The organism is Lachnospiraceae bacterium oral taxon 500, assembly GCA_002999035.1.
Lineage (GTDB): Bacteria > Bacillota > Clostridia > Lachnospirales > Vallitaleaceae > W11650.
Genome location: CP027241.1, coordinates 268398 through 294177, shown reverse-complemented (window position 1 = coordinate 294177; position 25780 = coordinate 268398). Strand labels below are relative to the sequence as shown.

Genomic DNA, 25780 nt, shown 5'->3' with positions numbered 1-25780 from the left:
ACATACAGGAGGATATATGAGGGTTTTATTAATAGATGATGACAGGCTGGTATTAAGTTCTTTGCGTAGTATTATGGAATATAATAAGATTGAAGTGGTCGGCGAAGGCGGTGACGGCGAGGAGCTGCTGGAGTTGTACCGCCAGACCAAGCCGGATCTGGTGCTGACGGATATCCGGATGAAAAAAGTCGATGGAATTGAAGCGGCCGGCCGGCTGTTAGCGGAGTTTCCAGAGGCCAAGCTGCTGCTGCTGACAACATTTGAGGATCAGGAATATATTTTCAGGGCGCTGCGGATTGGCTGTAAGGGCTATATTTTAAAGCAGAATATTTCCCACATTATTCCGGCACTGCAGGCGGCATACGCCGGCAGTATGGTTTTTGACGAGGAAATTATTTCCAAAATAAAAGCTGACAGCCCGGCGGAGCCGAAAAAGACGGCAGCGCCGGAACTGTCAGAGAGGGAGAGCGAAATTATCAAAGCTGTAGCCGACGGCTTAAATAACAAAGAAATTGCCGGACAGCTTTTTTTAAGCGAGGGGACGGTGCGCAATTATATTTCCGAACTGCTGGGGAAGCTAGAACTGCGCGACCGCACGCAGCTGGCTATTTTCTATTATAAATGCATTTTAACAAACTCCTCGGCCGGCAGCGGTTTGCCGAAATAGTAGCCTTGAATATAATCGCAGCCGAGGTGATACAGGGTTGCCACTTGCTCCTTGGTTTCCACACCTTCGGCAATCGTCTTGATATTCAAGCCCTGTGCCATTTTAATGATGGCGTTGACAATTAATGCATCGCTGGAATCCTGCGAAAGACTGTCTACCAGTTCTTTCGCTATTTTTAATGTTGAAATTTTCAGATTTTTAATATAGCTAAGCGAAGAATAGCCGGTACCAAAATCATCAATACTGGTACTGATACCGAAACCGGATAATTTTTTAAACAAGTCGATAACGGACACATCCAGGTGCATAACGCTGGTTTCGGTAATTTCCAAATCCAGCCAACTGACATTTAAGCCCTGAGCCAGCACCAGTTTTTGCAAACCCTCATAAAAATCAGGCTTTTCAATATATTTAGGCGAAAGATTAATACCGACTTTTAACTGCCGGTTATATTTGGAGTTCCACTCCTTTACCTGCAGGCAGGCTTTTTTCAGCGTCCATTCAACAATCTTGATAATGGTTGAGCTTTCTTCGGCAATCGGAATGAACTCGGCCGGTGAAACCATGCCCAGCTTCGGATTTGTCCAGCGCAGCAAAGCCTCCATACCAATCAAAACATTTCCGTCTGAGGTGTACTGCGGCTGGAAAAACAGCCGGAATTCATCATCATAGTTGATGGAATCAAGGAGCGATTGAATCAGGCCATAGCGGTATTTTTTGTCGGCCAGTTTTTGATCATAGACCAAAATGCGAGGCTGAATGACTGAGGATTTTACTTCATCTAAGGCAAAGTTTGCTTTTGTTAAAAGATTATCAGGTTTATCATCCGGATCTGACACCGAATAGGTAGATACACCGACACCGACATCCAGTGAAATTTTGTAGAACTCAGACACAAAGGGGATGCTGACTGCATCGAAAATCTTTCGGCTGATTTCGTTGGTGTTATAAATCGCTCCGCGAAAGAGAATGACGTATTCATTCGAGTCAACCCGGAAAATAAGCTGAGTCGGAAAAGCCTGCTGTAATGTTTTATATAAATGAATCAAAACGCTGTCGCCGACGCTGTCGCCGAAAACCTGATTGATATTGTTGAACTGCAAAATATCAATTGCAAATAACTGCGCGTCCTCATTTAAAATAGAAAGCAGTTCCTGCAGATAGCGGCGGTTGTAAGCGTTGGTCAGAAAATCCCGGTTGACTACTTCCTGCAGCTTGATATTTTGTTTTAAAAGCTCAATATTTCGCTGGGTGACTTCTTGTTTCAGTTCATCATGCAGAGTTTTCTGTTTTTGAATATATTGCCAGTTCTGGGTGGAAATCTGATAAAAATTGGCAATTAAAAGATGCAGCAGCAAAATTAAAGTTGTCAGCATGAAAATGGAAAGCCCGATCAAACCGAACCAGAAAGTGATCAGAGAGAGCAAAAACAAAACATACTGAATACGAATTCGGCGGAAAGAAAAAGTAAATGAATTATTATCTGTTTTCTGCACGGAATAAGTGGTCAGATAACCGGAATGTTTTACTAAAGTAAAAAGCGCAATCGTTAAGATTAGCGGCGGGATAAAGTAAATCATCCACCAGAACATTAAAAATTGATGATTTTCAGCAACCCCCCAAAGCGGCAAAAGAATATGAGCGCTGTCGAGAATATCGTATAAAACAATGCCGAACAGAGTGAAAACAAGACTTGTATGCAGCTGTTTTTGGGGGAGGGAAACGAGAATGGAAGCAATCAGGATGAAGGATATAATATTTATCAAATCAAAAAGATCGTCCAAAACCAAAATGCCAAAGGGCAGTAAATAAGTGATGATCCCGTAAAAAAAAGTGCATAAAAAAGCAAAAAACCCAAATACATTAATCAAGAACAGCTTTATATCCAGACGTTCCCGGATTAAATATATAATTTCCAGACTGGCAATCAGAAGAAAAATTCCCGGCAAAAAAGCAATAAGATGAATTAGTGTATTAAACCAGCCCGGCAGAACAAAATAATTGCCGCGGATAAACAGGATCGAAAAACTGGAAAAAAAATCACACCAAATAAAGCTGACAATCCAAAATAAAAAACGATGAAACGAAACAGCGCTTCTTAATATGGCCAGCGAAACGATTCCTAAAACACATGAGCAAACAAGCGATCCGATATCAAGCAGCAAAGGAATCTCTGAAATACTTCCGATTAAAGATATAATAAAAGAAAGACTGTAAATAATGATATAGAACTTAAACTTTGATACTTGCAGAGGCACCGGCATAGTATAAACTCCTTAAAAATGACAAATGTCATCTCCAAACATGACAAGCCGCACTTGTCTGCTATTGGCAAAGCGGATATAATCAAAGCAACAAGGCGGTAAGATATATTTAAAATAAAATATCACAGTAACACTTAATCATTGTATCGGCGGATTTCGGGAAAACATAACCGCTGGTTCTGATTTTTTTAGGGATAAGAGAAAAACGTGTTGCAGTTCAGGCAAGCTATTCGCAAATGGATAGTTATGATTGATATGCCTTTGGAGAGCAAGCTCTCCGGCATATCGGACATAAGTATTGGTTTGCTCTAAAACTTTAGCAGTTCAGGCAAGCCACTGCTAATTCGCAGCAAGCGAATTAGCAGCATGTTCCGCAAATGGATAGTTATGCTTGATACTGCCTGTGAAAGCAAGCTCTCCGGCATATCAATCATAACTATCCGCTTGCCTGAACTGGAAACAAAATGTGCATGTATGTGTTAGGCGGATGGATAGTTGCGTATGATACTGCCTGAACTGGAAACCAGCATATCTTTTACGGAGGGACAAATTATGATTATAGAAGCAAATAATGTGGTCAAAAGGTATAAGGAAGTTACGGCGTTGGATCATTTTGGGTTCAGCGCTCAAAAGGGGGATATTATCGGTCTTTTGGGGCCGAACGGTTCTGGGAAAACTACGTTTATTCACTGTGCACTGGCACTTTTGACTTATGATAAAGGAGAAATTAAGCTGTTTGACCGCCGGATGGAGCCAAATGCCTATGACCTGAAAAGGCGGATCGGGGTGGTGCCGCAGGAAGTGTCGGTTTTTGATACGCTGAATGTTTGGGAAAATATTGATTATTTTTGCGGGCTTTACATTGACGACAGTAAATTGCGGAAAGAGCGGGTGGAAGAAGCGCTTGAGTTTACGGAACTGACCAAATACCGTAAGTTTTTGCCGAAAAAGTTAAGCGGTGGTTTGAAGAGGCGCTTAAATATTGCCTGTGGAATTGCTCATAAGCCGGAATTGATTTTTTTGGATGAGCCGACTGTAGCGGTTGATGCTCAAAGCCGCAATTTTATTCTGGAGGGCATCCGCAATTTGAATAAGGCCGGAGCGACGATTATTTATACCACTCATTATTTAGAGGAAGCGGAAAGTCTGTGCAAAAAAATTATTATCATGGATAAGGGCAAAAATATTGCCGAAGGCAGTCCCGAGGAATTGAAGGAAAGAATCTGCGGCGGCGAAAAAATTGAAATTTCCTTTAAAAACGAAGCGCCGGGGCTGGCCGAAGAACTGAAAAAATTGCCGGGCATTGTCCGGGTCGATGATTATGCCGACGGCTATCTGCTTCAGTTTTTGTCCCGGAGCGGGAATCTGAACAGCCTGCTTAGCTTTATCGAAGAGCGGGGCCTAATTTATAACAGTCTTTATATCCGGCGCTCGACCCTGAACGAGGTATTTTTGGAGCTGACTGGCAAGGAATTGAGGGAATAAGGATGAGAAGCTTAGAGTATACAATCAAATCAATGTTTCGGGAGAAAGCCTTTGTTTTTTGGACGATTTTATATCCGATTATTTTATGCAGCTTTTTTTATCTGGCCTTCGGCTCGCTTCTGACCGAAAAGCCGATTCGGTTCGCGGTCGGGATTGGGCCGGACAATGAATTAAAGGGGATTTTAAAAAATATTGAGGCCTTGCAGTTAAAGGAATATCCGGCCGAGGCGGCGGAAGACGCGCTAAAATCCGGAGAAATCGCCGCTTATGTGACCGGCGATATGGAAGTTTTGGTGGCGAAGTCCGGGGTTAGCCAAACGGCGGTTCAGAATATTGTCACCAATTTAAAGCAGTTTTTTTATCTGTTCGAGCATGGAGCGGATCCCGCCGGGATTGACTTTGATAAAACTTATATCAAAATGGAACAACAAAGGGTTTCGCCTTATGCGCTCATGTTTTATACTTTGCTGGGGATGGTTTGCTTTTACGGATTTTTCGGCGGCGTTCAAATTTTAGACATCTTTCAGGCGGATGTATCGGAATTGGGCAAAAGGATGACGGTTTCCCCGATCAAAAAAGGCCCCTATATTTTCAGCGGTTTGGCGGTGGTAGTCAGCTTAAATTTATTGGCCAATCTGCTTTTAATCGCTTATATTAACTGGGGGCTTAAAATTCATCTGTTTACCGAGTATCCGGCCAGTCTCGGCCTGATTGCGGCGGGAAATCTGGTGGGCATCACGATGGGCGTCTGGCTGGGCTCGAACAGCCGCCTGAGTCCGCAGCTGAAAACGGGCTTGGGGATTGGGATTCCCTTGTTTTTATCGGCTCTTTCCGGGATGATGAGTATATCGATCAAGACCATGATTATGCGCTGCTTGCCGTGGCTGGATCAAATCAATCCGGTTTCAATCATTACCAGCGGACTTTACCGGATTAATCTGCTGGGCAATTACAATTATTACGGCAGGGGGATTTTCATCCTGCTGGCTCTGAGCACGATGTTTGCGCTGCTGTCGGTTCGGGCTTTACGGAGGAGAAGTTATGACAGTTTTTAGATATTTTTTAAAAATATTAGGCCGCTATCATTTGGCGGCCAGCATGTATGTGGTGATGTTCGTGGTGATCGGGATCATGGCGGCGCAGCAGGATGGAGGCGGGCAGCAGTATACGGCGGTCAAAGCCAATATCGCGCTGATTGACGAGGACGGCGGCCCGGCGGCCCGGCATTTAAGCGAGTATTTAGCGGCGGGCAATACACTACTGCCGGCGCCGGATAAGCAGGATATCGATGAGCAGATTTATATGGGTTTGTTTGACATGGTCGCGGTTATTCCTAAGGGCTTTGCCGAGGCCGGCGGGGAGCGGGAGATCGAGGTGCATCAAAGTACCTTTTCGACCACGGCTTATAAGGCCGTCCAGGATCTGAGCGGTTATATGTATTTGCTCAACCTGAGCCGGGATAAGGACGGCGGGATTAATTATGAACGGTTAGACGGCGCGCTGCAGGAAAAAGCCGAGGTTCGGATGGTGGGATCGACTCGCCGCCAGACCGGCCAAACCGAGTGGTACAAGATTTATATGAACGCGGCGCTTTATCCGCTGACCGCGGTGGTACTCTTTGTCATCGGCATGGTGATGGCCGATTTTAACAACAAAAAGATTACTTTCCGGAACCGCTGTTCGGGCAAATCGTTGCGCGGCTTTCAGGTTCAAATGTTTATCGGGCAGCTGATCTTCGGCGTGCTGCTGTGGGCGATTTTGCTGGTGGTTTCCCTGCTGATTAACAAAATTGACTTCAGTCAGGTTAATATCGGTCTGTATGCCCTTAATTTGGCGGTGTTAATGGTGACGACGCTGTGTCTGACCTTTTGTTTAAATACCGTCGTGCAAAATAAAAGCGCCTTAAGCGCCATCGCCAATATAGTCTCGCTGGGCAGCGCCTTTGTGTCCGGCGCGTTTATCCCGCAGGAGTTTTTGGGCGGTTTTGCCCTGAAGCTGGCGCATTTTGTGCCGGGGTATTATTTTGTCAATGCCAATGAAGCCATTTATACCGGTTCCGGCAATTGGTTCGCCAATATGGGAATGCAGCTCCTCTTTGCGGCCGCCTTTTTGCTGATCGGCTATTATCTGGCCAAAGTTCATCAGCGGGAAAGGGCATTGGAAATTTAAAAAGGCGGTTCCGGCTTGAATTCATAAAACTCAAGCCGGACATTGGCGCCGGGGAAAAGGTACATGCCGCGGCAAATATCCGACGCCTGTATTTTTGCGGAAGATACCGGCAATTTCATCAAAAAAATGATGTGAATTAACAAAAATTAACCAAACTTTTAAAAAACGTTTGACAATGCATAAAATAAGTGATATTCTAAGCAGGTAGAGTTGATTGCAGACTCCATCTTAATTGAAGTTAAATACTCAACCTACGCGCAGTGATTTTTAATTTACAGGAGGAAGAAAATGAAACAGGGCACAGTGAAGTGGTTTGACGCAAAAAAAGGTTTTGGATTTATTTCAGTTGATGGGGGAGACGATGTATTCGTACATTTCACCGCTATCGGCGGCGACGGCTTTAAGTCTTTGGAAGAAGGCGACCAGGTAGAATTTAATATCGTGGAAGGTTCCAAGGGTCCGCAAGCGGCTGATGTTGTTAAATTATAGAAATAAGTCAAGGATGGCTGTGCTGGGGAGTATCCGGCGCAGCCTTTTTTATTTAATCTTTAATAAGAAATTTTTCCATTAAATAAACTCTCCGGGGAATGCGCGGCTCGCGGCGCGGAAACTTGCCTTACGGCGCCGCGCGTCAAGTGTGTGCCAAGGTACACACTTTTTATTGGGCAATTCCGCCGGAATCGCCGATGTCAAAAATTTCTCCGCGGGATTGCCCGGCACCGGAGAGGCAAAGGAATATTTATGCAAACAATTTTATTAACCATCGCCTATGACGGAACGGCTTATGCCGGCTGGCAGACTCAGGCAAATGCGCTGGCGGTTCAGGAATGTATGATGAGAGCCGGGGCCTCTTTTTTGCCGGCTGGTTTTACGATTACGACCGCTTCGCGCACCGACGCCGGCGTACACGCGGTCGGTCAAAGAGCGCTGCTCCGAACCGAATCCGGCCACAGCCCGCAAAAAGTTTTAAATGCCTTTAATTCTTATTTACCGGCGGACATCCGGGTATGGAGAGCGGAGCCCGTGCCGGCCGATTTTCATCCTCGTTATCATGCCAAAAGCAAGCTTTATGTCTATAAAATCTGGAACGGAAACGTGGAATTGCCGGCTTACTGTCGGGATCATGTTTTGATTCGGCCGCGCTGCGACTATGATAAAATGCGCTATATTGCCGCCCGGTTTGTCGGCCGCCATGATTTTAACGCTTTTTCCTCGCAAAAAAAGACAGTAGCGGATACCGTTCGTCAAATTTACCGCTGCCAGGTGACGGAAAAAGCAGATCCGTATATCGGCAGGGAGTGCGGGCAGGCGTATGAGATTTATTTGGAAGGCGACGGCTTTCTTTACAATATGGTCCGGATCATTGCCGGCTGTATTGTCTTTTGGGGGAGCAGCCAGATCAGCCGGCAGGAGATCGATGCCCGAATCAGGCTGGCTTATCAAACCGGCGACCGGGGGCTGGCGTCCAAGACCTTAGCGGCGAAGGGACTGACGCTTCTGGAGATCAATTATTAACGAAGTTTTTGCAGCGGCGGCATTTTATCATGCAGTTATCCGCCGTCAGACCAAATGTTTCGCATTTGCAGCACCTCGTGTCTCCGTCTGACGATCAAGCGCTGCAAAATGAATATGCCGCTTCACAGGTGCATTCATTTATGCCTGCGCGCTTCAAAGATGGAATTTATAAAATTTAATCTTCAGGAAATGGCCGATCGTGCCGATAATTACAATGATAGTAGTGGTTTACGCCGGATTGGTATGTATACTTATTTCTGATAATTTTCTGGCTTTGCTGCTGTCTTGAACGGATTAAAATGCAAAATGTTAACTCAACTTTCTCATGTTTATTAAAATGCTCTTTTTTCAGCTTGGTATATGCATCTTGACAGAGTCCAAAGAAGACCGGAGAAAAGTTAAACAAGGAATCAAGGAAGGAAGGGAAAACTATGAAACTAAGAAGCAGGATATTGGTGACAACACTGGTACCGCTGGTGGTGATTTTAACCGTCTTGTCGGTCAGCTCCTATTTATTTGCTTCCAGCATGCTGCGCGAGGAGCACGGCGAAAAGATTGAGCAGATGTCCGCCCGCTATGGGGCTGAGATCGGCAATCTGATCGAGGACAAAAAAGGAATGCTGATGGCGACTGCCGAGGTTTTCAGCCGGCTGGAGTTAAGCGATAAAGAACTGGAAAAAATGTTCGCAGAAATGAAGGACAGTAATTCCGAAATCATGAACTTTTTTATCGGACTGGAAACCGGGCGCTATGTCGATGCGCTGGGCTGGGTGCCGCCGGCCGGTTATAATATAGTGGAAAAGGACTGGTATCGTCTGTCAATCGGCCATGCCGATCCGGTAGTTTCACAGCCCTATGTCAGTACGATTAATGGCAATGCCATCATTACGATTTCTAAGGAAATGAGGAAAAACGGGAAGCGGTTCGGCATGGTCGGAGCTGACATTTCGCTGGAGCAGCTGCAGAACATGGTGCGGGCGATTAAGATTGAGAAAACAGGCAGTGCCTGTGTTTTGGATGCAAGTGGAAAATATGTAGCGCATGCCGTTTATACGGTCGAAGATGATATTCACAATGTTGAAAACGGGAAATACAGTAAAGTCGCGTCCAAACTTCTGAGTAATACACCGCTCACCTTTGAAGCCGAGATTGACGGTCAGGCGATTATGTATGCCACCTCTCCGATTGAGGGGACGGAGTGGCATTTGGTTATGCGGGTGCCTAAGTCTGAGTTTTTCAGCGGAACCAATCAGTTGGGTTTGACTTTGCTTTTACTTAGTATCGGCGCGCTGTTGCTGATGGGCGGAATCTCTTTGTGGAATGCAGTTTCTGTATCGAAGCCGATTCAGGCGCTGAGTACCTGTGTGGAAGGGATGGCCGGATACGATTTGACTCTGACGGATCAGTCGCCGTCGATGATTTACTCCAAACAGAAGGATGAAATCGGAGCAATTTCCCGGTCGCTGGTCAGTGTTAAAAATACTTTAAAAGAGGTTCTGACAAAAGTCAGTGATGTAGCCAATCAGGTATCGGCTTCCTCGCAGCAGTTGACGGCTACCAGTGAACAGTCGGCACATGCCTCCGAGGAAGTGGCAAGGTCTGTTGATGAGATTGCTCAGGGAGCACAGAGTCAGGCTGAGGATATGCAGGAAGGCACCGAGGCGATGTCGGTGATGAAGACCGCCTTAGAGAAAAATAAGGAAGTGGTTGAAGCCCTGAACGAAACAACGAAGAATGCCCTGGCTGCACAGAAAAAAGGTGTTCAATCCGTTCGCGAACTGGTGGCGGAAACCGAGAAATCCAAAATGGCATCGGAGCGGATTATGGAAGCGATCACAACCACCAATGAGAGCGCCAATCAAATTTCCAGTGCCAGCAATATGATTAAATCCATTGCCGATCAGACCAATCTGTTGGCACTGAATGCGGCGATTGAAGCAGCCAGAGCCGGAGAAGCCGGCCGCGGATTTGCTGTTGTAGCCGAAGAAATCCGGAAGCTGGCCGAGCAGTCAACCGAGTTTACCGAAGAGATTGGCAAGATTGTGGAAAATTTAACGACCAAAACTTCGGAAACGGTGGAAATCATGAATTCGGTCGGTGAAATTGTGGCCAATCAATCGGGTAAGGTATCAGAAACCGATACTCAGTTTGATGCTATTTCGGCGGCGTTGGAACAAACTCAGCAGGCGGTCGGCCGTCTGAATGAATCCGGCGAGGAATTGAGCCGGACGGAAAACAGTTTGCTGAATATTATTGAAAACTTATCGGCGCTGTCGGAAGAAAATGCGGCTTCTGCTCAGCAGTCGACCTCCTTTGTTGAGGAGCAGGCGGCCTCCGCTCATGAAATAGCTGCTTCCAGCGGACATTTGGCAGAAATGGCGCAGGAGTTGACAGAAATGATTTCTGTGTTTAAAATGTAAATAGCCGTAAACAAGAGCAGGCTGCTGCGTCGGGAAATAATATACCAAAGATGGTTGTTTTCCCGGTGCAGCAGCTTCTTTGCGGAAAAAATGAAAGCCTTTTATGGAAGAAGGCTGTACGAACCAGAGTGACTGCTTCCGTTTTCAGGTGCAGATGCGATGAAAAGAGCCTTTTTCGGGTAAAATTGCAAAAAAAGGAGAATAAAAATGTTAATTTTAAGTGCGGGACCGACAACAATTGCTGATAACACCTTGCAGGCGATGAGCCGGCAAAGATGGAACGCCGACCTGTCTAGGGAATTTTATGAGCAATATCAAAGAGTGGTGGAGAAGTATGACAGGGTGATTAAAAATACCCGCGGCTTCAGTTTTATTATGGGTGCGGAAGCGATGATTGCCTTGGAGGGAGCCTGTGCCAGTCTGATTGAGCCGGGCGATGAGGTACTGGTGCTGGCTAACGGTGTTTTTGGCCGGGGCTTTGCCGATTTGGTCAGTATGTATGGCGGCCGGCCGGTGACAGTCAGTCAGCCCGATGAACATGGATTTTGCTTGGAAGCGCTGCAAAGGGCGGTAGCCGAACATCCAAACGCTAAACTGGCGACAATGGTTCACTGTGAAACGCCGACCGGCGTAACCAATGATGTGGCCGAGCTGTGCCGCTTTCTGAAAAAATGCGGGATTTTATCAGTTGTCGACAGTGTGTCGGCAATCGGCGGGGAAATGTTAAATTATGACGACAGCGCGATTGATGTGCTGCTGGGCGGCAGCCAAAAGTGTTTGTCGGCGCCGTCCGGGCTGGGAATGGTGACATTAAGTCCGGCAGCGGTGCAGGCGATTCAGAACCGGACAAAGCCGATTGCTTCTTTTTATGCCAATTATCAATACTTTTTCAACTGGCAGGAAAAAATGTGGTTCCCCTATACGATGCCGGAACAACTGATTAATGCATTGGAAACGGCGCTGGATAATATTTTAGCCAAAGACTATATCGGGCTTCATGCCCGCTATGCCGAGATTACCCGCCGGGTGCTGACCGAAAACGGGCTGAAGCTTTTTGCCGAGTCGGCAGCGGCCAATACTTTAACTGCTTTTTATGCCCCGGAGAAAGCTGCTCCGGATCATATTTTGGCGCATTTGCAGGCGAAGTATGAAATTATTCTGTCCGGAAGTTTGGCGGAATATCAAGACAAGCTTTTGCGGATTGGCCACATGGGGGAAAATAATCGCGGTGCTTATTTTGAAAAATTATTTGCCGCGCTGGACGGAACCTGGAAAGATTTGAAGCTGGGAGCAAGTCATTTCCTGCAGAGTTATTATGAAGCGGCGCTGCCGCCCTGTGATTGCGACTGTTGCCGGAAATAGAGTTTTAACAGAATAAACGGAGGAGGCAACGATGGCTTTTTCATATACAGAGCAGCAGCAGAGCGCGATTGAGGTCAGAAACCGGAATGTTTTGGTATCGGCGGCGGCTGGTTCCGGAAAAACGGCGGTTTTGGTCGAGCGGGTAATTCAGATGATTTTAAATCGGGAAATCAGTATTGATGAGCTGTTGGTTGTTACCTTTACCCGGGCGGCGGCGGCAGAGATGCGGGAGAGAATCAGTGATGCGCTCAGTCAGGCACTGCACAGCCTGTATCGGCCGGAACTGCGGGAGCAGCTGGTGCTGCTGCCGTCGGCGGATATCACCACGATTCATGCTTTTTGCTTAAAAGTAATTCGGGAAAATTATTCGCTGTTGGGCTTGGAGCCGGATTTTCGGATTGCCGATGAAACCGAAATTGAACTTTTGGCGGAAGAAGCAATGGCTGAATTGTTGGAAGCGGAATACCAAAGGGCGGAGCCGGAATTTTTGCATTTGGTGCGCAGTTTTATGACCGGTACCAGCGATCAGCCGGTGGAGGATGCGATTCGCCGAATTGACGCGGCGGCGCAGGGGATGGCAAAGCCTGAGGAATGGCTGGATTTGGCAGTGGCAGGACTTGCGGCCGATTCACCGGAGGAGCTGGAGCAAAGTTTTTTTTGGCCGGTGCTGTGGCAGGAGATTGCGGAGAAGCTGAAATGGGCGGTGCGGGAACAGCAGTTTTTGTCGGAATTGGCGACAGACCAGGAAACGGAAGCATTTGCCGAACAGGCGGCTTATTTCGGTGAATTGCTGGCGCGGGCGGAAGCTTTGGCCGAAAATCGTGATTACGATGGCTTGAGCCGGCTGCTGAAAGAGTATGCCGCCCCGGTCATGCCCAGAGCCAGAAAAGGAATTGAGGCCGAGACGCTGGCGGAGATGAAGCAGCGGATTGAAAACTTGCGGTCGGTCTTTGTTGATTTGCAGCCCTATCTGCAAAATACCTGGGAGGAGAACCGGGAAATTACGCAGAGAATGCAGCGTCTGGTTAAGGAGTTGTGCCGGCTGACGCTGGCTTATGAAGCGCTGCTCAGAGACAAGAAGCAAAAGAAACAGATCATTGATTTTAATGATATTGAGCACATGGCGCTGCGGCTTTTGCGGGCGGAGGACGGAGGCCGGACGGAGATTGCAGAGCGTTACTGCGGGAAGTACAAAGAAGTCATCATTGATGAATATCAGGATACGAGTGAGGTGCAGGACGCGCTGTTGGAGCTGGCAGGGGGCGAGCCGGAGCGGCCGAACCGTTTTATGGTAGGCGATATTAAGCAGAGTATTTATAAGTTTCGGCAGGCGAAGCCGGAAATTTTTCAGCAGAAATATTTAAGCTACGGTGGTTTGGATACGTCTTACGCCAAGATTGATATGCAGACTAATTTTCGTTCCCGGCAGGAAGTCCTGAAATTGGTAAATTATATTTTCCGTAGTATTATGACGCGGCAGGCGGCGGGGATTGATTATGACGATCGGGCCAAGTTTATTTTTCCGCAGCCGGCGGAATTAGGAGAAAGTTACCGGCCGCAGTTGATTTTAATTGAAAAGGAAAGCTATCAAAGCGAAGAAGAAAGTGCCGTCCGGGAGGAGCTGGAAGCCGAAGCGGCGGCGCAGGAGATTGCGGAGCTGCTTTCTTCGGGCAAGATGATTTATGATAAAAAGCGGGGCGACTGGCGGAAAATTGAGGCTGAGGATATTGCGGTTTTAATGCGCTCGCCCGGCAATGCTTTGCCGATTTATATTGAAACTTTTTTGCGCTGGGGGATTCCGGTTTTGGCGGAAGAGGGCAAGGCTTATTTTATGACCAGTGAAATCAGGACTTTGACGGATTTTTTAAAGACGCTGGATAATCCCAGAGATGATTTGGCTTTGCTGGGTGTGCTTTGTTCGGCTATTTTTGAGTTTGAGCCGGAAGATTTGGCGCGGGTTCGGGCAGCGGCGGAAGCGGAGGAGTTTTTATTTGATGCACTCAGCCGCTACCGGCAGGATTTTTCGCGGCGCGGAGAATGGCCGGCGGAGATCTGGGCAGAGCGGGCAGTCCTTTTTTCGGAAGAAACTTTGGCTAAGGTTGATTATTTTTTAACGGAGTTTCGGGTATTAAAGGATGAAGCGTATCTGCTGACCCTTGGCCAGTTGTTTGACCGGCTGCTGGAAAGGACGGACTATGCGGCGCTGCTGGCCGGTATGCCGAATGGCAAGCAAAGAGGCTTAAATGTGCAGGCTTTTCAGGAACAGCTTGCTTTGTGGGAAAGGCAAGAGGGAGGCGGCCTGATTCGTTTTTTGCAGCGTCTTGGTAAGATTAAGAGTTTGAACTTGAGTTTCGGCCAGCCGGTAATGGAGACCGGCAAAGCGGTGCGGATTATGAGTATTCATAAGAGCAAGGGCTTGGAATTTCCTGTGGTTTTGCTGACGCAGCTGGGGAAGGGATTTAATTTCCGGGATGTGTCGTCACCGGTGGTTTTGCGGGAAGCCGGCGGGATTTTGGTGTCGGATATTGATTATCAAAGTCGGGTGGTCAGGGAGGGCTTTCAAAAGCCGTTGTTAAAGATGCTGCTGCGCCGCGAGATTTTAGAGGAAGAGCAGAGGCTGTTGTATGTGGCTTTAACCAGAGCCAGAGAGTATTTATATTTAATCGGGACGGTTTCTTCGGCGGAGAAGGTTTTGCAGAGGTGGCAGGAGAAGAATGTCACGGCCGGCGGGTATCAAATTGATGGTTTTGCCGGTGATTTTTGCAGCCGCGAGTATTTGCTGGCGGCGCGCAGTTATTTGGATTTTTTGATGCCGGCGGCGCTGCGGGCGGAGGAATATGGCTTGCTGGCTTTGCGCTGGCTGAAGCGAGAGGAAGCGGAAAGCGAGCGGGTCGAGGCAGAGGAAGCTGCGGCAGAGGAAACGGCGGGCGGAGATTTGGCTGACCGTCCGGAGAGTGCAGCGGCGAAAAGCGGGACAAAGAGCGAAGCTTCAGCTGAAAAAAGCGGGATGGAGAGTGAAGTTCCGGTGGCGAAGAATGGAGCGGAGAGCGGAGCTTCATCTGAAAAAAGCGGGACGGAGAGTGACGCTTTGGCAGAGCGGCTGCGGGAGGCGGAGCAAATGCCGGCGGCGGCGATTCCGTTTTATCCGGAGTATCCTTATCCGGAGTTTATAAAGGAGAAGATTACGACTTCGGCTTCGGAGCAAAAGGGGGCTTTTGTGCCGGAGGGGGAAGCGGTTACTTTCTCTGGCGGCAGTCAGGGGGCGCAGCGGGGAACGGCGTATCATAAGGTGTTGGCGCTGCTGCCATTTGCCTTGGAGGCGGAGCGGCTGCCGGAGTTTTTGCGGGAGCTGGCGGCGAAGGGTTTGCTGGCGGATATGGAGCGGGATTTTATTGAGGTTAAAGTGTTGGAGAATGTGCTGCGGAGTGATTTATGGCAGCGGATGCGGACGGCGGCGGAGAGAGGGCGTTTAAAGAGGGAGCAGCCGTTTATTTTGGGACAGCCGCTGATTTCGGGGGATGTCACCGAGCAGAGGATGTTACAGGGTGTGATTGATGTTTTTTTTGAGGAGAATGGAGAGTTGGTGCTCGTTGATTATAAAACGGATCGGCTCGGCGGCGATGACGGGGAGTTTAAGCGGGTTTTGCGGGAGCGTTATGCCGGGCAGATGGAGGTTTACAAGCGGGCGCTGGAGAGCAGTACGGGTCTACCGGTTAGGGAGGTTTGGCTGTATGGGATTAGCAGGGATATGACGGTGTTGATGTAGGGGTGCGGAATACAGGAAGGCCAGTCGCTTATCGCTTTAATGTTGTTCAAATTTCGGACAGTTGAACTGCACGTTAAAATAGGCCAGTCGCATACAGTTTTAGCATTCGTTCAAAACTAGCGTCCTTCGGACGCGTCAAACAATTGAACTTCATGCTAAAACTGTATGCTCTGGCGGATGAAAGGGATTGGTAGACAAGGGTTGAATGAAAAAGTTGGATGATGAGGGAGGAAGATAACGGAAAGGGTGGCCAGTCGCTTATCGTTTTAACATTTGTTCAAATTTCAGACAGTTGAACTGCACGTTAAAACGATAAGCTCTGGCGAGGAGCAGGGGTTTTGTGATAGAGTGATGGGCGGAAAGGTGGTCGCATATAGTGGCGCTTGTTCAAAATTAGCGTCTTGTGGAGATGTCGGGGTGTCGGACAGTTGAACTTCATGTGAAACCGTATGCTCTGGCGAGAAGCGAGGGTTTTGCGATAGAGTGATTGACCGAAGGCTGGTTGAGGGTGAGCTGAGTTTGAGTAAAGCTGGAAAAGAATTAAGAAAAATAGGGAAACAAAGTAATAGTGAATAAGTAAAGGAAATGAGGAAGCTAGTTATGGAAGAGCGTTTTCATCAGTCGGACGGGGGGAAGGGCCGGCCGGTTGTGTGGAGCAGGGAAACGGTTTTGGGCGGTATTTTGGCCGGGGTGCTGGCGGGAGCCGTGTCGATTGCGTATCGTTTGGTGTTGGCGGCGGTCGGTAAGTTCAGCCGGGAGGTTTATACTTGGGCGCAGGGCAACAGCCTTTTGATGCTGGCGGTTTTTGCCGGTTTAGTGGTTTTGGGTTTGGTGGTCGGCTTATTGGTTAAATGGGTGCCGCTGAGCAGCGGCAGCGGGATTCCGCAGATTCAGGGTGAGATTACAGATGAGATTGACATGCGGCCGTGGCCGGTCTTGGGCGCTAAGTTTCTGGGAGGATTTTTAGCGAATGCGGCCGGGCTTTCTTTGGGCCGGGAGGGGCCGTCGATTCAGTTGGGCGGCGCCGTTGGCAAGTTGCTGTCGCGGCTTTTTAAGCGAGATCAAAATGAGGAGAATTATTTGGTGACGGCCGGAGCGTCGGCAGGACTGGCGGCGGCGTTTAATGCGCCGATTTCGGGACTGCTGTTTGCGGTCGAGGAGCTGCATAAGAAGATATCGCCGCTGCTTATGATTTCGGTTTTTCTGGCGAGTATTACGGCGGATTATTTATCAAAGCAATGTTTTGGCATGAAGCCGATTTTTCATTTTTCATTGGAGCGGGCGTTGCCGCCGGAGAGTTATGGCTGGCTGATTGTGCTGGGGATTGCCTGTGGCCTGGTGGGGGCGTTATTTAATTTTGTTTTGCTGGCGGGGCAGGATATTTATAAAAAGCTGCCGGTGCCGAAGGTCATGTGGGCAGTGATAGCGTTTTTACTGTCGGGGGTAGTTGCTTTTACGTTTCCTTATATTCAGGGGGGCGGGCATGATATGCTGGAGCAGCTGGCGGAACATCCGGAGCCGCTTGGCTTTTTGCTGCTGCTTTTGTTTTTAAAGATTGTATTTACTTCGGCCAGTTATGGCAGCGCCGTACAAGGGGGAATTTTTCTGCCGGTGCTGGCGATTGGCGGAGTGACGGGTGCGGTAGTGCTGAGGACTTTGGCTTTGCTGGGAATGGTATCGCCGGAGTATTATGTCAATTTTATTGTTTTGGCGATGGGCGGAGTGCTGTGCGGAGTAATTCGGACGCCGATTTTATCTGTGCTTTTGGTGACGGAGATGACCGGTGAGGCTTCTAATATTTTAGGTCTTTGTCTGGTGGTGGCGATTGCGTATTTGACGGCGGAGCTGTTAAAGAGTAAGCCGATTTATGAGTCTTTATTTGAGAGGCTGTTAGCGGGAAAAGCGGCGGAGCGAGGTGACGCTGTGGTGGATGCGGATAGGGAAGATGACCCCAAATAGGCCAGTCGCATACTGTTTTAGCATTCGGTCAGATTTCGGACGGTTGAACTTTGTGCTAAAACGGCCAGTCGCTCATAGTTTTAACGTTTGTTCAAAACTAGCGTCCTGCGGACGCGTCGAACAGTTGAACTGCACGTTAAAACTATGAGCTCTGGCGAGCAAGAAGGGGTTTTATAAGGGGAAAGAGCGGTAGGAAGGCGAACATAGTATGCTCTGGTGATTGGAAAGGTATTAGAAAACAGGGGATTGATAAAAAAGAGTGGCCAGTCGCTCATAGTTTTAACGTTTGTTCAAATTTCGGACAGTTGAATTGCACGTTAAAACTATAAGCTCTGGCGAGCGGAAGGGATTTTGAGGCGGAAAGAGTGGCAGAAAGATAACAGTATGGTCTGGCGAGTGGGAAAGCCGGAATATCGGAGCAATGGAGGTGAGGGTGGTTGTGATGGCTGGTAAAGGGAAAAGGATATATAGGATAGGGGTATATAAGGGTAAAGTTAATCAAATACAGTAAATATTTTTGTACTTATTAAACATTATCTAGGGATATATAAGATAGAGAGAGAAAATGCAGGTAACATGGAGGTAAGTGTATGAGTGTGGCAGAAATATATAGTGATGCGAAGAAGGAGCTGCGGCTTTATGTGACGGATGCCAGGGAGGTGGCGGAGGAGGCGCGGCGGGTACATCATTCTTTGCCGCTGGCGACGGCAGCGCTGGGGCGGCTGCTGATTGGGGCCGGGCTGATGTATTGCATGGAGAAATCGGAGCGGGTTAAGCTGACAGTTCAGATCAAGGGCAGCGGCAGTTTGGGAGGCTTATTGGTTACGGCTGAGGATGGCTGTGTTAAGGGATATACTATTAATCCGGAAGCCGAGGTGTTGATTAAGGAAAATGGGAAGCTGGATATTTCCGGCGGAATCGGGCAGGGGACGCTGTCGGTAGTTAAAGATTATGGTTTGAAGGAGCCTTATACCAGTCAAATGCAGCTGGTCAGCGGCGAGATTGCCGAGGATTTGACAGCCTATTTTGCCGGATCGGAGCAGACACCATCGGCGGTAGCTTTGGGGGTACTGGTTGATGTGGATGGGAGCGTGAAGCAGGCGGGCGGCTTTATTGTTCAACTGATGCCGTTTGCGGCGGAGGAAACGATTGCTGCTTTGGAGAAAAATATTGCCGGATTACCGGCGGTTACGTCTTTGCTGGAGCAGGGGCTGACGACGGAGGCGATTGCCGAAAGGGTATTAGCCGGGTTGTCGCCGGAAAAGCTGGATGAAAAAATGTTCCGTTATCATTGTAATTGTCAAAAGGAGCGGTTTATCCGGGCGATTCGGGGCTTGTCCAAGCAGGAGCTGGAGGAGATTTTGGCGGAGGATAAACCGATTACGGTTGAGTGTCATTTTTGCGATAAAAAGTACGAAATTAGGCCGGAAGAGTTGAAGGGATGAGGGAAAGAAATATTAAAAAAAAGTTGACATTTTTTAAAAAATGTTATACTATCTTAATGATAGATAATCTTTTTTAGTCTTAAGCAAAGGCTTTATTAGCACTTGAGGATAAAAAAGAAGAGTAAAAGATGTACTATTATTAACAAAGAAATATCAGAAGGGAGAAAGTATTATGAATTCTTATGGGTATGAAGATATGGCGCGGCAGGCGGCGATAGTAGGGACATTGACGATGATTGTTTGTATTGTTCTGGGCGTGGTTCTTGTTGTGTCGATGTGGAAGATTTTTGCAAAGGCCGGGAAACCGGGATGGGCATCGATTGTACCATTTTATAATTTGTATGTTCTTTATGAAATCAGCTGGGGCAAAGGAATTTATTTCTTGTTGCTGCTGGTGCCGTTTGTTAATGCGTTTATCGGTATATTGACACTTTATAAATTGGGTCAGAACTTTGGCAAGAGTACGGGCTTCATTATTGGTATGATTCTGTTGCCGATTATCTTTATGCCGATGTTGGCGTTTGGTGATTCGACCTTTATCGGAGTTGGCGGTTATGGTGCGCCTTATGCACAGCAGGGCTATCCGCAGCAGGGCTATCCGCAGCAGGGCTATCCGCAGCAAGGTTACCCGCAGCAGGGTTATCCGCAACAGGGCGGACAGCAGAATTATTCTCAGCAGGGATATCAACAGGGCTATCCGCAGCAAGGGTATCAGCAGGGCTATCCGCAACAAGGTGGACAACAGCAAGGATACCAACAGGGTTATCCGCAGCAGGGAAATCAGCAACAGAGATATTAATAAGTACGAAAGTTGTTGCTGGCGGATGAAGGAAATTAGTATTTTGAACTAAAATAGCTTTTTCACAAAAAAAGTTTCGGTTTTATGCCGGAACTTTTTTATTGCAAATTACCGCGGGTGGAGGATCCTGAAAATAGGATTCTTTTTTTGTGCGATTTGCATAATAATAATTTTAAAAATTCATAAAAACAGAGAAAAGATAAATTTTTATCATAGTTTATACTATTTTGGAGAGAACTATGTTATAATAAAAAAGATTTTTCGGAAAATTTTTAATTACTTTTTACATTTTATCTATTGTAAGCCGGATTTGGCTTGTGACGTTGGGGAGTAGAGTTCGGCTGCAAAAACCTGATTAAAGGAGGGAAAGGATGTATTTCTTATTGTTTGCGTCCGTCGCTCTGGCTTTGGGGCTGGCGGCGTATAATTTCTATTCCGTCAAGAAGCTCAGTCCGGGAACCGATGTAATGCAGGAGATAGCCGAAGCGATTCAAGTTGGAGCGGCGGCTTTCATTAATCATGAATATAAGATGATTGCCAGAATTGCGGTGGTCATTGCCGTTGTTCTGGCGGTACTGGTTGAGTGGTATGTGGGGGTCGCTTTCCTGCTTGGTGCACTGATGAGTGCAACGGCTGGATTTATCGGTATGAAAATTGCCACGCTGGCCAATGTCCGGGTGTCGAACCGGGCGAGAGAAACGAAGAGTCTTGGCAAGACGCTGAAGGTTGCTTTTCAGGGCGGTTCGGTTATGGGACTGTCGGTTGGCGGCTTTGCGCTGCTGGGATTGGGGATTGTCTATCTTGTTTTCGGGGAAATTATGGGACAGCTTCGGCCGGAACAGCTTGTTATTATTGACAACTGGCTGGGGATTAATTTTATTCCGTTTACAATGACGATTTCCGGTTATGCTTTGGGTTGTTCGGTCATTGCTATGTTTGATCGGGTTGGCGGCGGAATTTACACCAAGGCGGCTGATATGGGCGCAGACCTGGTTGGTAAGACCGAGGCACATATTCCGGAGGATGACCCGCGCAATCCGGCTACGATTGCCGATAATGTCGGCGATAATGTCGGTGATGTGGCTGGCTTAGGGGCTGATCTCCTGGAATCTTTTGTGGGAGCTTTGATTTCGGCCGGAGTATTGGCCGGATATTTTTACTATACCAAAAGCGGTTTAGCGGACAGTGCTTTTTCAGCGGAAGTGGCTAAAACCATGATTGTATATCCGGTTTCATTTGCGGCGGTCGGACTGATCAGCTGCGTAATAGGGGTATTGTCTCTTCTGGTTCGCAATGTATCGGAGGAAGCGCATCGGGAACTAAACTATGCGACATGGATTTCGGCGGCTTTAACGGTGGCCGGCAGCGGTGTTTTAACCTATGTTTTATTTTCTAAGGCGGATATCAGTACTTTGGGTTTTCGAGCCGGTACGCTTTCGCCGTGGTATTCGGCGGTGGTGGGAATTGTGGCCGGAATTGTGATTGGATTTTTGGCGGAGTATTATACATCTTATGATTATAAACCGACTAAACAGGTGGCGCAGGCTTCTTTGGAGGGAACGGCGCTGACGATCACCGAGGGCTTATCGATTGGTATGAAATCGGCCTTTTTGCCGGTGCTGGTGCTGGCGCTGGCGACTTTGGCGGCGAATGCTTTTGCCGGACTCTATGGGGTAGCGATGGCGGCGATCGGGATGTTGTCGTTTGTGGCGGCAACGGTGTCAGTTGATACCTATGGGCCGATTGCCGATAATGCCGGCGGTATCAGCGAAATGAGTAAATTAGACCCCAAGGTGCGGGAGATTACGGATAAGTTGGATTCGGTCGGCAATACGACGGCGGCTATCGGCAAGGGTTTTGCGATTGGTTCGGCTTCGCTGGCAGCGCTTTCGCTTTTGGCTTCTTTCCTTTACTCGCAGAGTAATCCCGGTGATATTCAGGGTTTTGATTTGATTTTGAATATGATTGATACGCATACTTTAGCAGGTGCTTTGGTGGGCGCGGCGTTGCCGTTTTATTTCTCGGGTCTTTTGATAGAGGCGGTAGCGAAGGCGGCCGGTAAGATGGTGGCTGAGGTGCGCCGTCAGTTTAAGGAGTTTCCGGGAATTTTAGATGGGACACAGAAGCCGGATTATAAGACTTGTATTGAGATTTCATCGGCCGGAGCGCTAAAGGAGATGAAGTATCCGGCGCTGTTGTCGGTGACGATTCCGATTATTGCCGGGTTTATTTTCGGGGCAAACTTTGTCGGCGGTTTGCTGATTGGTACGACGATGTCGGCGATTATGCTGGCGCTTTTTACGGCAAACAGCGGCGGTGCCTGGGATAATGCCAAGAAGTTGGTGGAGTCGGGAGGACTGCCGGGACATGGCAAGGGGAGTGAGGTGCATGCATCGACGGTGGTCGGCGATACGGTTGGTGATCCGCTGAAGGATACGGTTGGGCCGTCGCTGGATATTCTGATTAAGATTATGTCGGTTATTTCTTTGATTTTAGTGTCGGTTTTCGGCAAGTATAATTTGTTTAGCTTTTTTAATTTTTAATTGAAGTGATAAATAACCGGTGTCAATAAAGGGATTTTATTTTGTACTCTATACTCTTGTTATAGGGTACATTTTTTATGCCGGAGTTATGTTTGAGTAATAAAAAAGGGCGGGTGCTTCGTTAAAACTTGTGTTTTGTGGGTGCGGCGGGCAGTTGAATGGGGGACTGCCGGCATCGGTCGCATATTGTTTTAGTGCTTGTTCAAAACTTGCGTCCTACGGACGCGTCGAACAGTAGTTAATACTAAACAAGTGCAAAAAATTACTTGAAAAAAATATCAAATCCGCCATCATCCCGCAGGATGATTTTTTCAATGATAGTATGCCATAGGGTTCGCTTGGTGAGATTGTCCAAGGCATGATACATGCTTTCAAAGTCAGAGTTCCAAAGCATATCTAAATTGCTGAAATCTTTTTCGCTGTTATCGTCGTTGAGGTCAAGCTTTTTAAGTTCATTATTCAACAAATCATATTCGCGCTTGTAATCAGCAATATTTATCAAATCATTTATATATAGTTCCCTAAGTTTTGCCAATTTGCCCTCGACTGTCTTTTTGCTGGTAGAGGGCTCTTTCTTTTTCTTCTGGCTTAATTCATATTCTACCTTGTATTGAGTGGCTATGTTTGCGATATTCTCCAGCAAAAAAGCTTCAATTTTTTCTTCTTTCAACGTTTTATTAAAATAACAATTTTTTTTAACGAAATAATAACGACAACCATAATAGCGATAAACCCTGTTATAATACGCATCTCTGACAGTGCGACCGCAAGAGGGCATACTAAAAGGCCGCTAAAAATATAAAAATAATGGTTTTCTTTTCCAGAATAAGAGCGAAGCGGCCTGGCTTTGATGATGGCTTGCGCCTCGTCAAAAATCGCTTTGTCGATAATAGGCGGGCAGTAATTGAGGTTATCGCGGTATTTTCCGATATATTTTTCGCTATTCAGCATGGTTTCGATTACCGGATATGTTATCCTACGGTCAAGCTCCTTGCTGAGTTTAAAAGCGGTCGCACGTCGACTTCTAAGCGATATATATAGTTTAAAGACTCGTCGGACAATTTCGGCCTCTTTCTCGTTAATTACTAATCTGCCATTTTCCCGTCTGTAGCCCATTGGCAAAGCACCGCCAATCACTTGGCTTTCGACCACTTTCCGGTCAAAGACAAACTTAATCCGTTCACTTGTCCGGTCGGCTTCATCTATTAAATGCGCTTTTTGCGCGTCCAATGAATAGCCGTCCCGGACTTGTTCCTCGGTTGATACTCTGATATAAAGCGCTGCTCTGATTATTTCCATAAAAAAACAGCCCCTTTCCAAGTCCCTGAAAGTGTGCTATAATACAAACAGGAACTTATATATTTGCGGTATATCGGTTTCTAGGCCGTGCATAGGTGTTGGCGCACCAGCACGGCATTTTATTTTTTGATGTTTCACCAGTGAAAGTGAAAATAATTTTAGTTTTTAAGCTGTTATTTTAGTTTCTGCTGCCCATTTTGTCGGCCTGGGCAAATCGGTCAATTAATTTTCTGCTCTGCGGTAACCGGCTTTGATTGCATCTTCTTCGGTATCAAAGTAAACCGCATTCTTTTCAGAAACTTTGTCATAATGCATACCATTAGGCATATGATAAATCATACTGTTCTTGTTTCCTTTGATTTTTCCGTTTTGAATTGTTGTGCTGTTATTTATAATTGTAGTTTTATTAATAACAGTTGATGGGGTATTGGATTTTTGGGTTAGTTTAACAGTATTAGTTTCTCCGATCCATTGAACATCTAAGTTAAGATTTTCGGCAACCGCTCGAACAGGAAGATAGGTAGTGCCGTTATAACTGATGGGATAAACAGCATTTCCCGCAGCATCCTTTAGTTGAAGTAAAGAGCCATTTAATTCAATGGAAATATCAGCTCTTAAATCAGCTTGGATAGGCTGAATAACATTCGTGGCGTAAATGCTGCCGGCAAAAATAATAAGACTCAATACAATTGCTAAATTTTTTTTCATGATAAATCTCCTTTTTTGTTTATTTTTTAAAATAGTTACCTTTTTTCTTCCCAAACATCCAGCGGCTCAAATTGAATAATCTTGCCGTCATATTCTGTATGCGTGCCGTAGATTTCTTTTAAAATCTCAATTTCCTCTCGCAAAAAGTCCTCGGTAACGTTTAAGAATTCCGCCAGTTCAAAGAAATTATGAATATCTTCCTTGCTGGCTCTGATGATATCGTCAAGACTGATAAGCTCCTTTATTGCCCAGCGGTGCGCTTTCCGCTCCTGTTTTCGGTTGGCCATCTGGCTCTGATCGAGGATATCGATGCTGCCGGTTTCATAGTGGCCGAGTTCTTCGGCTAATATATATATCTTTTCCGCAGAAGTAGAAAGCGAACGGTCAAATATAATCGTATTGTCAAAATATAACCCTTTTAATTTACTAACCGGAATATCATCTTTTATTAGAGTGATATTCCTTGCCCGAATCATATCTTCTACTTGATGTAATTCCATTTACAGCCCTCGCTTCGTCTTTTGAAAATTACAAAAGTTCTTTTAATAAATCTTCGTGCCTTGTGAAAACAGATTCTTTAGTAGATTCTTGATAAGCCTTGTAGTCATCAGCAGTTTCTATGTCATCAAGACTTAACATATTGGAAATCATACCATAAACAATTGCGAAATCCCTATCATCTAATTTATCAAGCAATTCTAGTACATTCTCTTTTTGTGCTGTTGTAATCATAGGTAATCTCCTTTGTATATTTTGCTTCTTGGTGCTACTTTATAAATTATAATATCATTTTCCAAATAGTAAAATAAAGCTCTATATCTCCCAACGCGCAAGCGATATCTTTGTCCCTCTGAACCTTGCAAGGCTTTTACATCGCCAAGAGGAAGTTTTGCAATTTGCTCCATGATTTTGATAGCTTCTTGTTTTTGTATGGATTTTAAGTCTTTGACCGCTTGCTTAGAATAAACTATCTCCATTTACAGCCCTCGCTTCATTTTAAGGAATTGGATATATTCCCTTACTTTTTCCTGTTCTTCTTCGGTCAAGTCTTCTGTGGCGTGTACCGCTATCGTTTGTGGTGGGGTGTAGTCTTGGACATCTTCTTCCCAGCCCATTAGGTAGGCGGGAGTGGTATTAAGGATATTTGCAAGAGATTCAATTTTATCAGAAGGAATATTTGTTACAATTTCATTTTCGTACTTATATATATTTTGCTTTGTAGTGCCTATCTGTTTCGCTAATTCTTCTTGTGTAATAGAAAGATTTTCTCTCAATGCTTTTATTCTTTTCCCAATAGCCATTTTGAAATCCTCCTTTCAATTAATGTAACTTGATTATATCGCAAAAAAGTAATAAGTCAAGAAAAAACATCTTGGCAA

The 25780-nt window shown here is 46.5% G+C and carries 21 protein-coding genes and 2 pseudogenes; 14 read left to right on the top strand and 9 right to left on the bottom strand.

The annotated features are described in order from the left end of the window. Positions 1 to 16 precede the first annotated feature (16 nt). Positions 17 to 667, top strand: coding sequence for a DNA-binding response regulator (locus C3V36_01445; protein AVM68044.1), 651 nt, complete (start codon positions 17 to 19; stop codon positions 665 to 667). Here the strand turns inward: C3V36_01445 and C3V36_01440 are convergent. Beyond that, complete coding sequence (locus C3V36_01440) at positions 616 to 2931, bottom strand: hypothetical protein (protein ID AVM68043.1); 2316 nt, start codon at positions 2929 to 2931, stop codon at positions 616 to 618. The genes C3V36_01445 and C3V36_01440 overlap by 52 nt on opposite strands. Positions 2932 to 3483: 552 nt before the next feature. Between C3V36_01440 and C3V36_01435 the strand changes: the two genes are divergently transcribed. From C3V36_01435 to C3V36_01420, 4 genes are all read left to right on the top strand, one after another. Then, positions 3484 to 4416, top strand: coding sequence for an ABC transporter ATP-binding protein (locus tag C3V36_01435; protein ID AVM70393.1), 933 nt, complete (start codon positions 3484 to 3486; stop codon positions 4414 to 4416). A 2-nt stretch (positions 4417 to 4418) separates the two neighbouring features. Continuing rightward, complete coding sequence (locus C3V36_01430) at positions 4419 to 5471, top strand: hypothetical protein (protein AVM68042.1); 1053 nt, start codon at positions 4419 to 4421, stop codon at positions 5469 to 5471. Continuing rightward, the gene (locus C3V36_01425) at positions 5458 to 6585 is read left to right on the top strand and encodes a hypothetical protein (protein ID AVM68041.1); all 1128 of its coding nucleotides are present in this window, start codon (positions 5458 to 5460) and stop codon (positions 6583 to 6585) included. The genes C3V36_01430 and C3V36_01425 overlap by 14 nt, the downstream gene beginning before the upstream one ends. A 288-nt stretch (positions 6586 to 6873) precedes the next feature. Beyond that, positions 6874 to 7074: a cold-shock protein gene (locus C3V36_01420; protein ID AVM68040.1), complete on the top strand. Its 201-nt coding sequence runs from the start codon at positions 6874 to 6876 to the stop codon at positions 7072 to 7074. Positions 7075 to 7152: 78 nt separating this feature from the next. Here the strand turns inward: C3V36_01420 and C3V36_01415 are convergent, their stop codons facing one another. Next, positions 7153 to 7332: a hypothetical protein gene (locus C3V36_01415; GenBank protein AVM68039.1), complete on the bottom strand. Its 180-nt coding sequence runs from the start codon at positions 7330 to 7332 to the stop codon at positions 7153 to 7155. On the opposite strand from C3V36_01415, the gene C3V36_01410 reads away from it, so the two are divergent. From C3V36_01410 to C3V36_01370, 9 genes and pseudogenes are all read left to right on the top strand, one after another. Further along, positions 7327 to 8100, top strand: coding sequence for a tRNA pseudouridine(38-40) synthase TruA (locus C3V36_01410; GenBank protein ID AVM68038.1), 774 nt, complete (start codon positions 7327 to 7329; stop codon positions 8098 to 8100). The two genes, C3V36_01415 and C3V36_01410, sit on opposite strands and share 6 nt — an antisense overlap. Before the next feature lie 431 nt (positions 8101 to 8531). Beyond that, the gene (locus tag C3V36_01405) at positions 8532 to 10520 is read left to right on the top strand and encodes a methyl-accepting chemotaxis protein (protein ID AVM68037.1); all 1989 of its coding nucleotides are present in this window, start codon (positions 8532 to 8534) and stop codon (positions 10518 to 10520) included. Between the two features lie 207 nt (positions 10521 to 10727). After that, on the top strand, positions 10728 to 11882 hold the full coding sequence (locus C3V36_01400) for a hypothetical protein (GenBank protein AVM68036.1): 1155 nt from the start codon (positions 10728 to 10730) through the stop codon (positions 11880 to 11882). A gap of 31 nt (positions 11883 to 11913) precedes the next feature. Then, on the top strand, positions 11914 to 15648 hold the full coding sequence (gene addA, locus C3V36_01395) for a helicase-exonuclease AddAB subunit AddA (protein ID AVM68035.1): 3735 nt from the start codon (positions 11914 to 11916) through the stop codon (positions 15646 to 15648). 585 nt (positions 15649 to 16233) lie between these two features. Continuing rightward, on the top strand, positions 16234 to 17607 hold the full coding sequence (locus tag C3V36_01390; GenBank protein AVM68034.1) for a sodium:proton antiporter: 1374 nt from the start codon (positions 16234 to 16236) through the stop codon (positions 17605 to 17607). A 590-nt stretch (positions 17608 to 18197) separates the two neighbouring features. Next, positions 18198 to 19052, top strand: coding sequence for an Hsp33 family molecular chaperone HslO (locus C3V36_01385; protein ID AVM68033.1), 855 nt, complete (start codon positions 18198 to 18200; stop codon positions 19050 to 19052). Between the two features lie 196 nt (positions 19053 to 19248). Next, positions 19249 to 19602: pseudogene (locus C3V36_01380) on the top strand (signal peptidase I). A gap of 18 nt (positions 19603 to 19620) precedes the next feature. Further along, positions 19621 to 19851, top strand: a pseudogene (locus tag C3V36_01375) (DUF2662 domain-containing protein). A gap of 371 nt (positions 19852 to 20222) precedes the next feature. Beyond that, on the top strand, positions 20223 to 22394 hold the full coding sequence (locus C3V36_01370) for a sodium-translocating pyrophosphatase (GenBank protein ID AVM68032.1): 2172 nt from the start codon (positions 20223 to 20225) through the stop codon (positions 22392 to 22394). A 262-nt stretch (positions 22395 to 22656) separates the two neighbouring features. Here C3V36_01370 and C3V36_01365 read toward each other — a convergent pair whose 3' ends face one another. From C3V36_01365 to C3V36_01335, 7 genes are all read right to left on the bottom strand, one after another. Next, positions 22657 to 23064 (bottom strand): hypothetical protein, encoded by a 408-nt coding sequence (locus C3V36_01365; protein AVM68031.1) that lies wholly within the window; start codon positions 23062 to 23064, stop codon positions 22657 to 22659. Then, complete coding sequence (locus C3V36_01360) at positions 23061 to 23693, bottom strand: hypothetical protein (protein AVM68030.1); 633 nt, start codon at positions 23691 to 23693, stop codon at positions 23061 to 23063. The genes C3V36_01365 and C3V36_01360 overlap by 4 nt, the downstream gene beginning before the upstream one ends. A 222-nt stretch (positions 23694 to 23915) precedes the next feature. Continuing rightward, positions 23916 to 24401: a hypothetical protein gene (locus tag C3V36_01355; GenBank protein AVM68029.1), complete on the bottom strand. Its 486-nt coding sequence runs from the start codon at positions 24399 to 24401 to the stop codon at positions 23916 to 23918. Positions 24402 to 24436: 35 nt separating this feature from the next. Next, entirely contained in the window at positions 24437 to 24901 is a 465-nt protein-coding gene (locus C3V36_01350) for a hypothetical protein (protein AVM68028.1), read from the bottom strand. A 28-nt stretch (positions 24902 to 24929) separates the two neighbouring features. Further along, positions 24930 to 25133, bottom strand: a complete 204-nt coding sequence (locus tag C3V36_01345) for a hypothetical protein (protein AVM68027.1) — start codon at positions 25131 to 25133, stop codon at positions 24930 to 24932. Next, a complete protein-coding gene (locus C3V36_01340; GenBank protein AVM68026.1) occupies positions 25130 to 25378 on the bottom strand; it encodes a plasmid stabilization protein in 249 nt (82 codons plus the stop codon). Before C3V36_01340 ends, C3V36_01345 begins: the two co-directional genes overlap by 4 nt. Further along, a complete protein-coding gene (locus C3V36_01335) occupies positions 25379 to 25702 on the bottom strand; it encodes an XRE family transcriptional regulator (protein ID AVM68025.1) in 324 nt (107 codons plus the stop codon). Between the last annotated feature and the right edge of the window lie 78 nt (positions 25703 to 25780).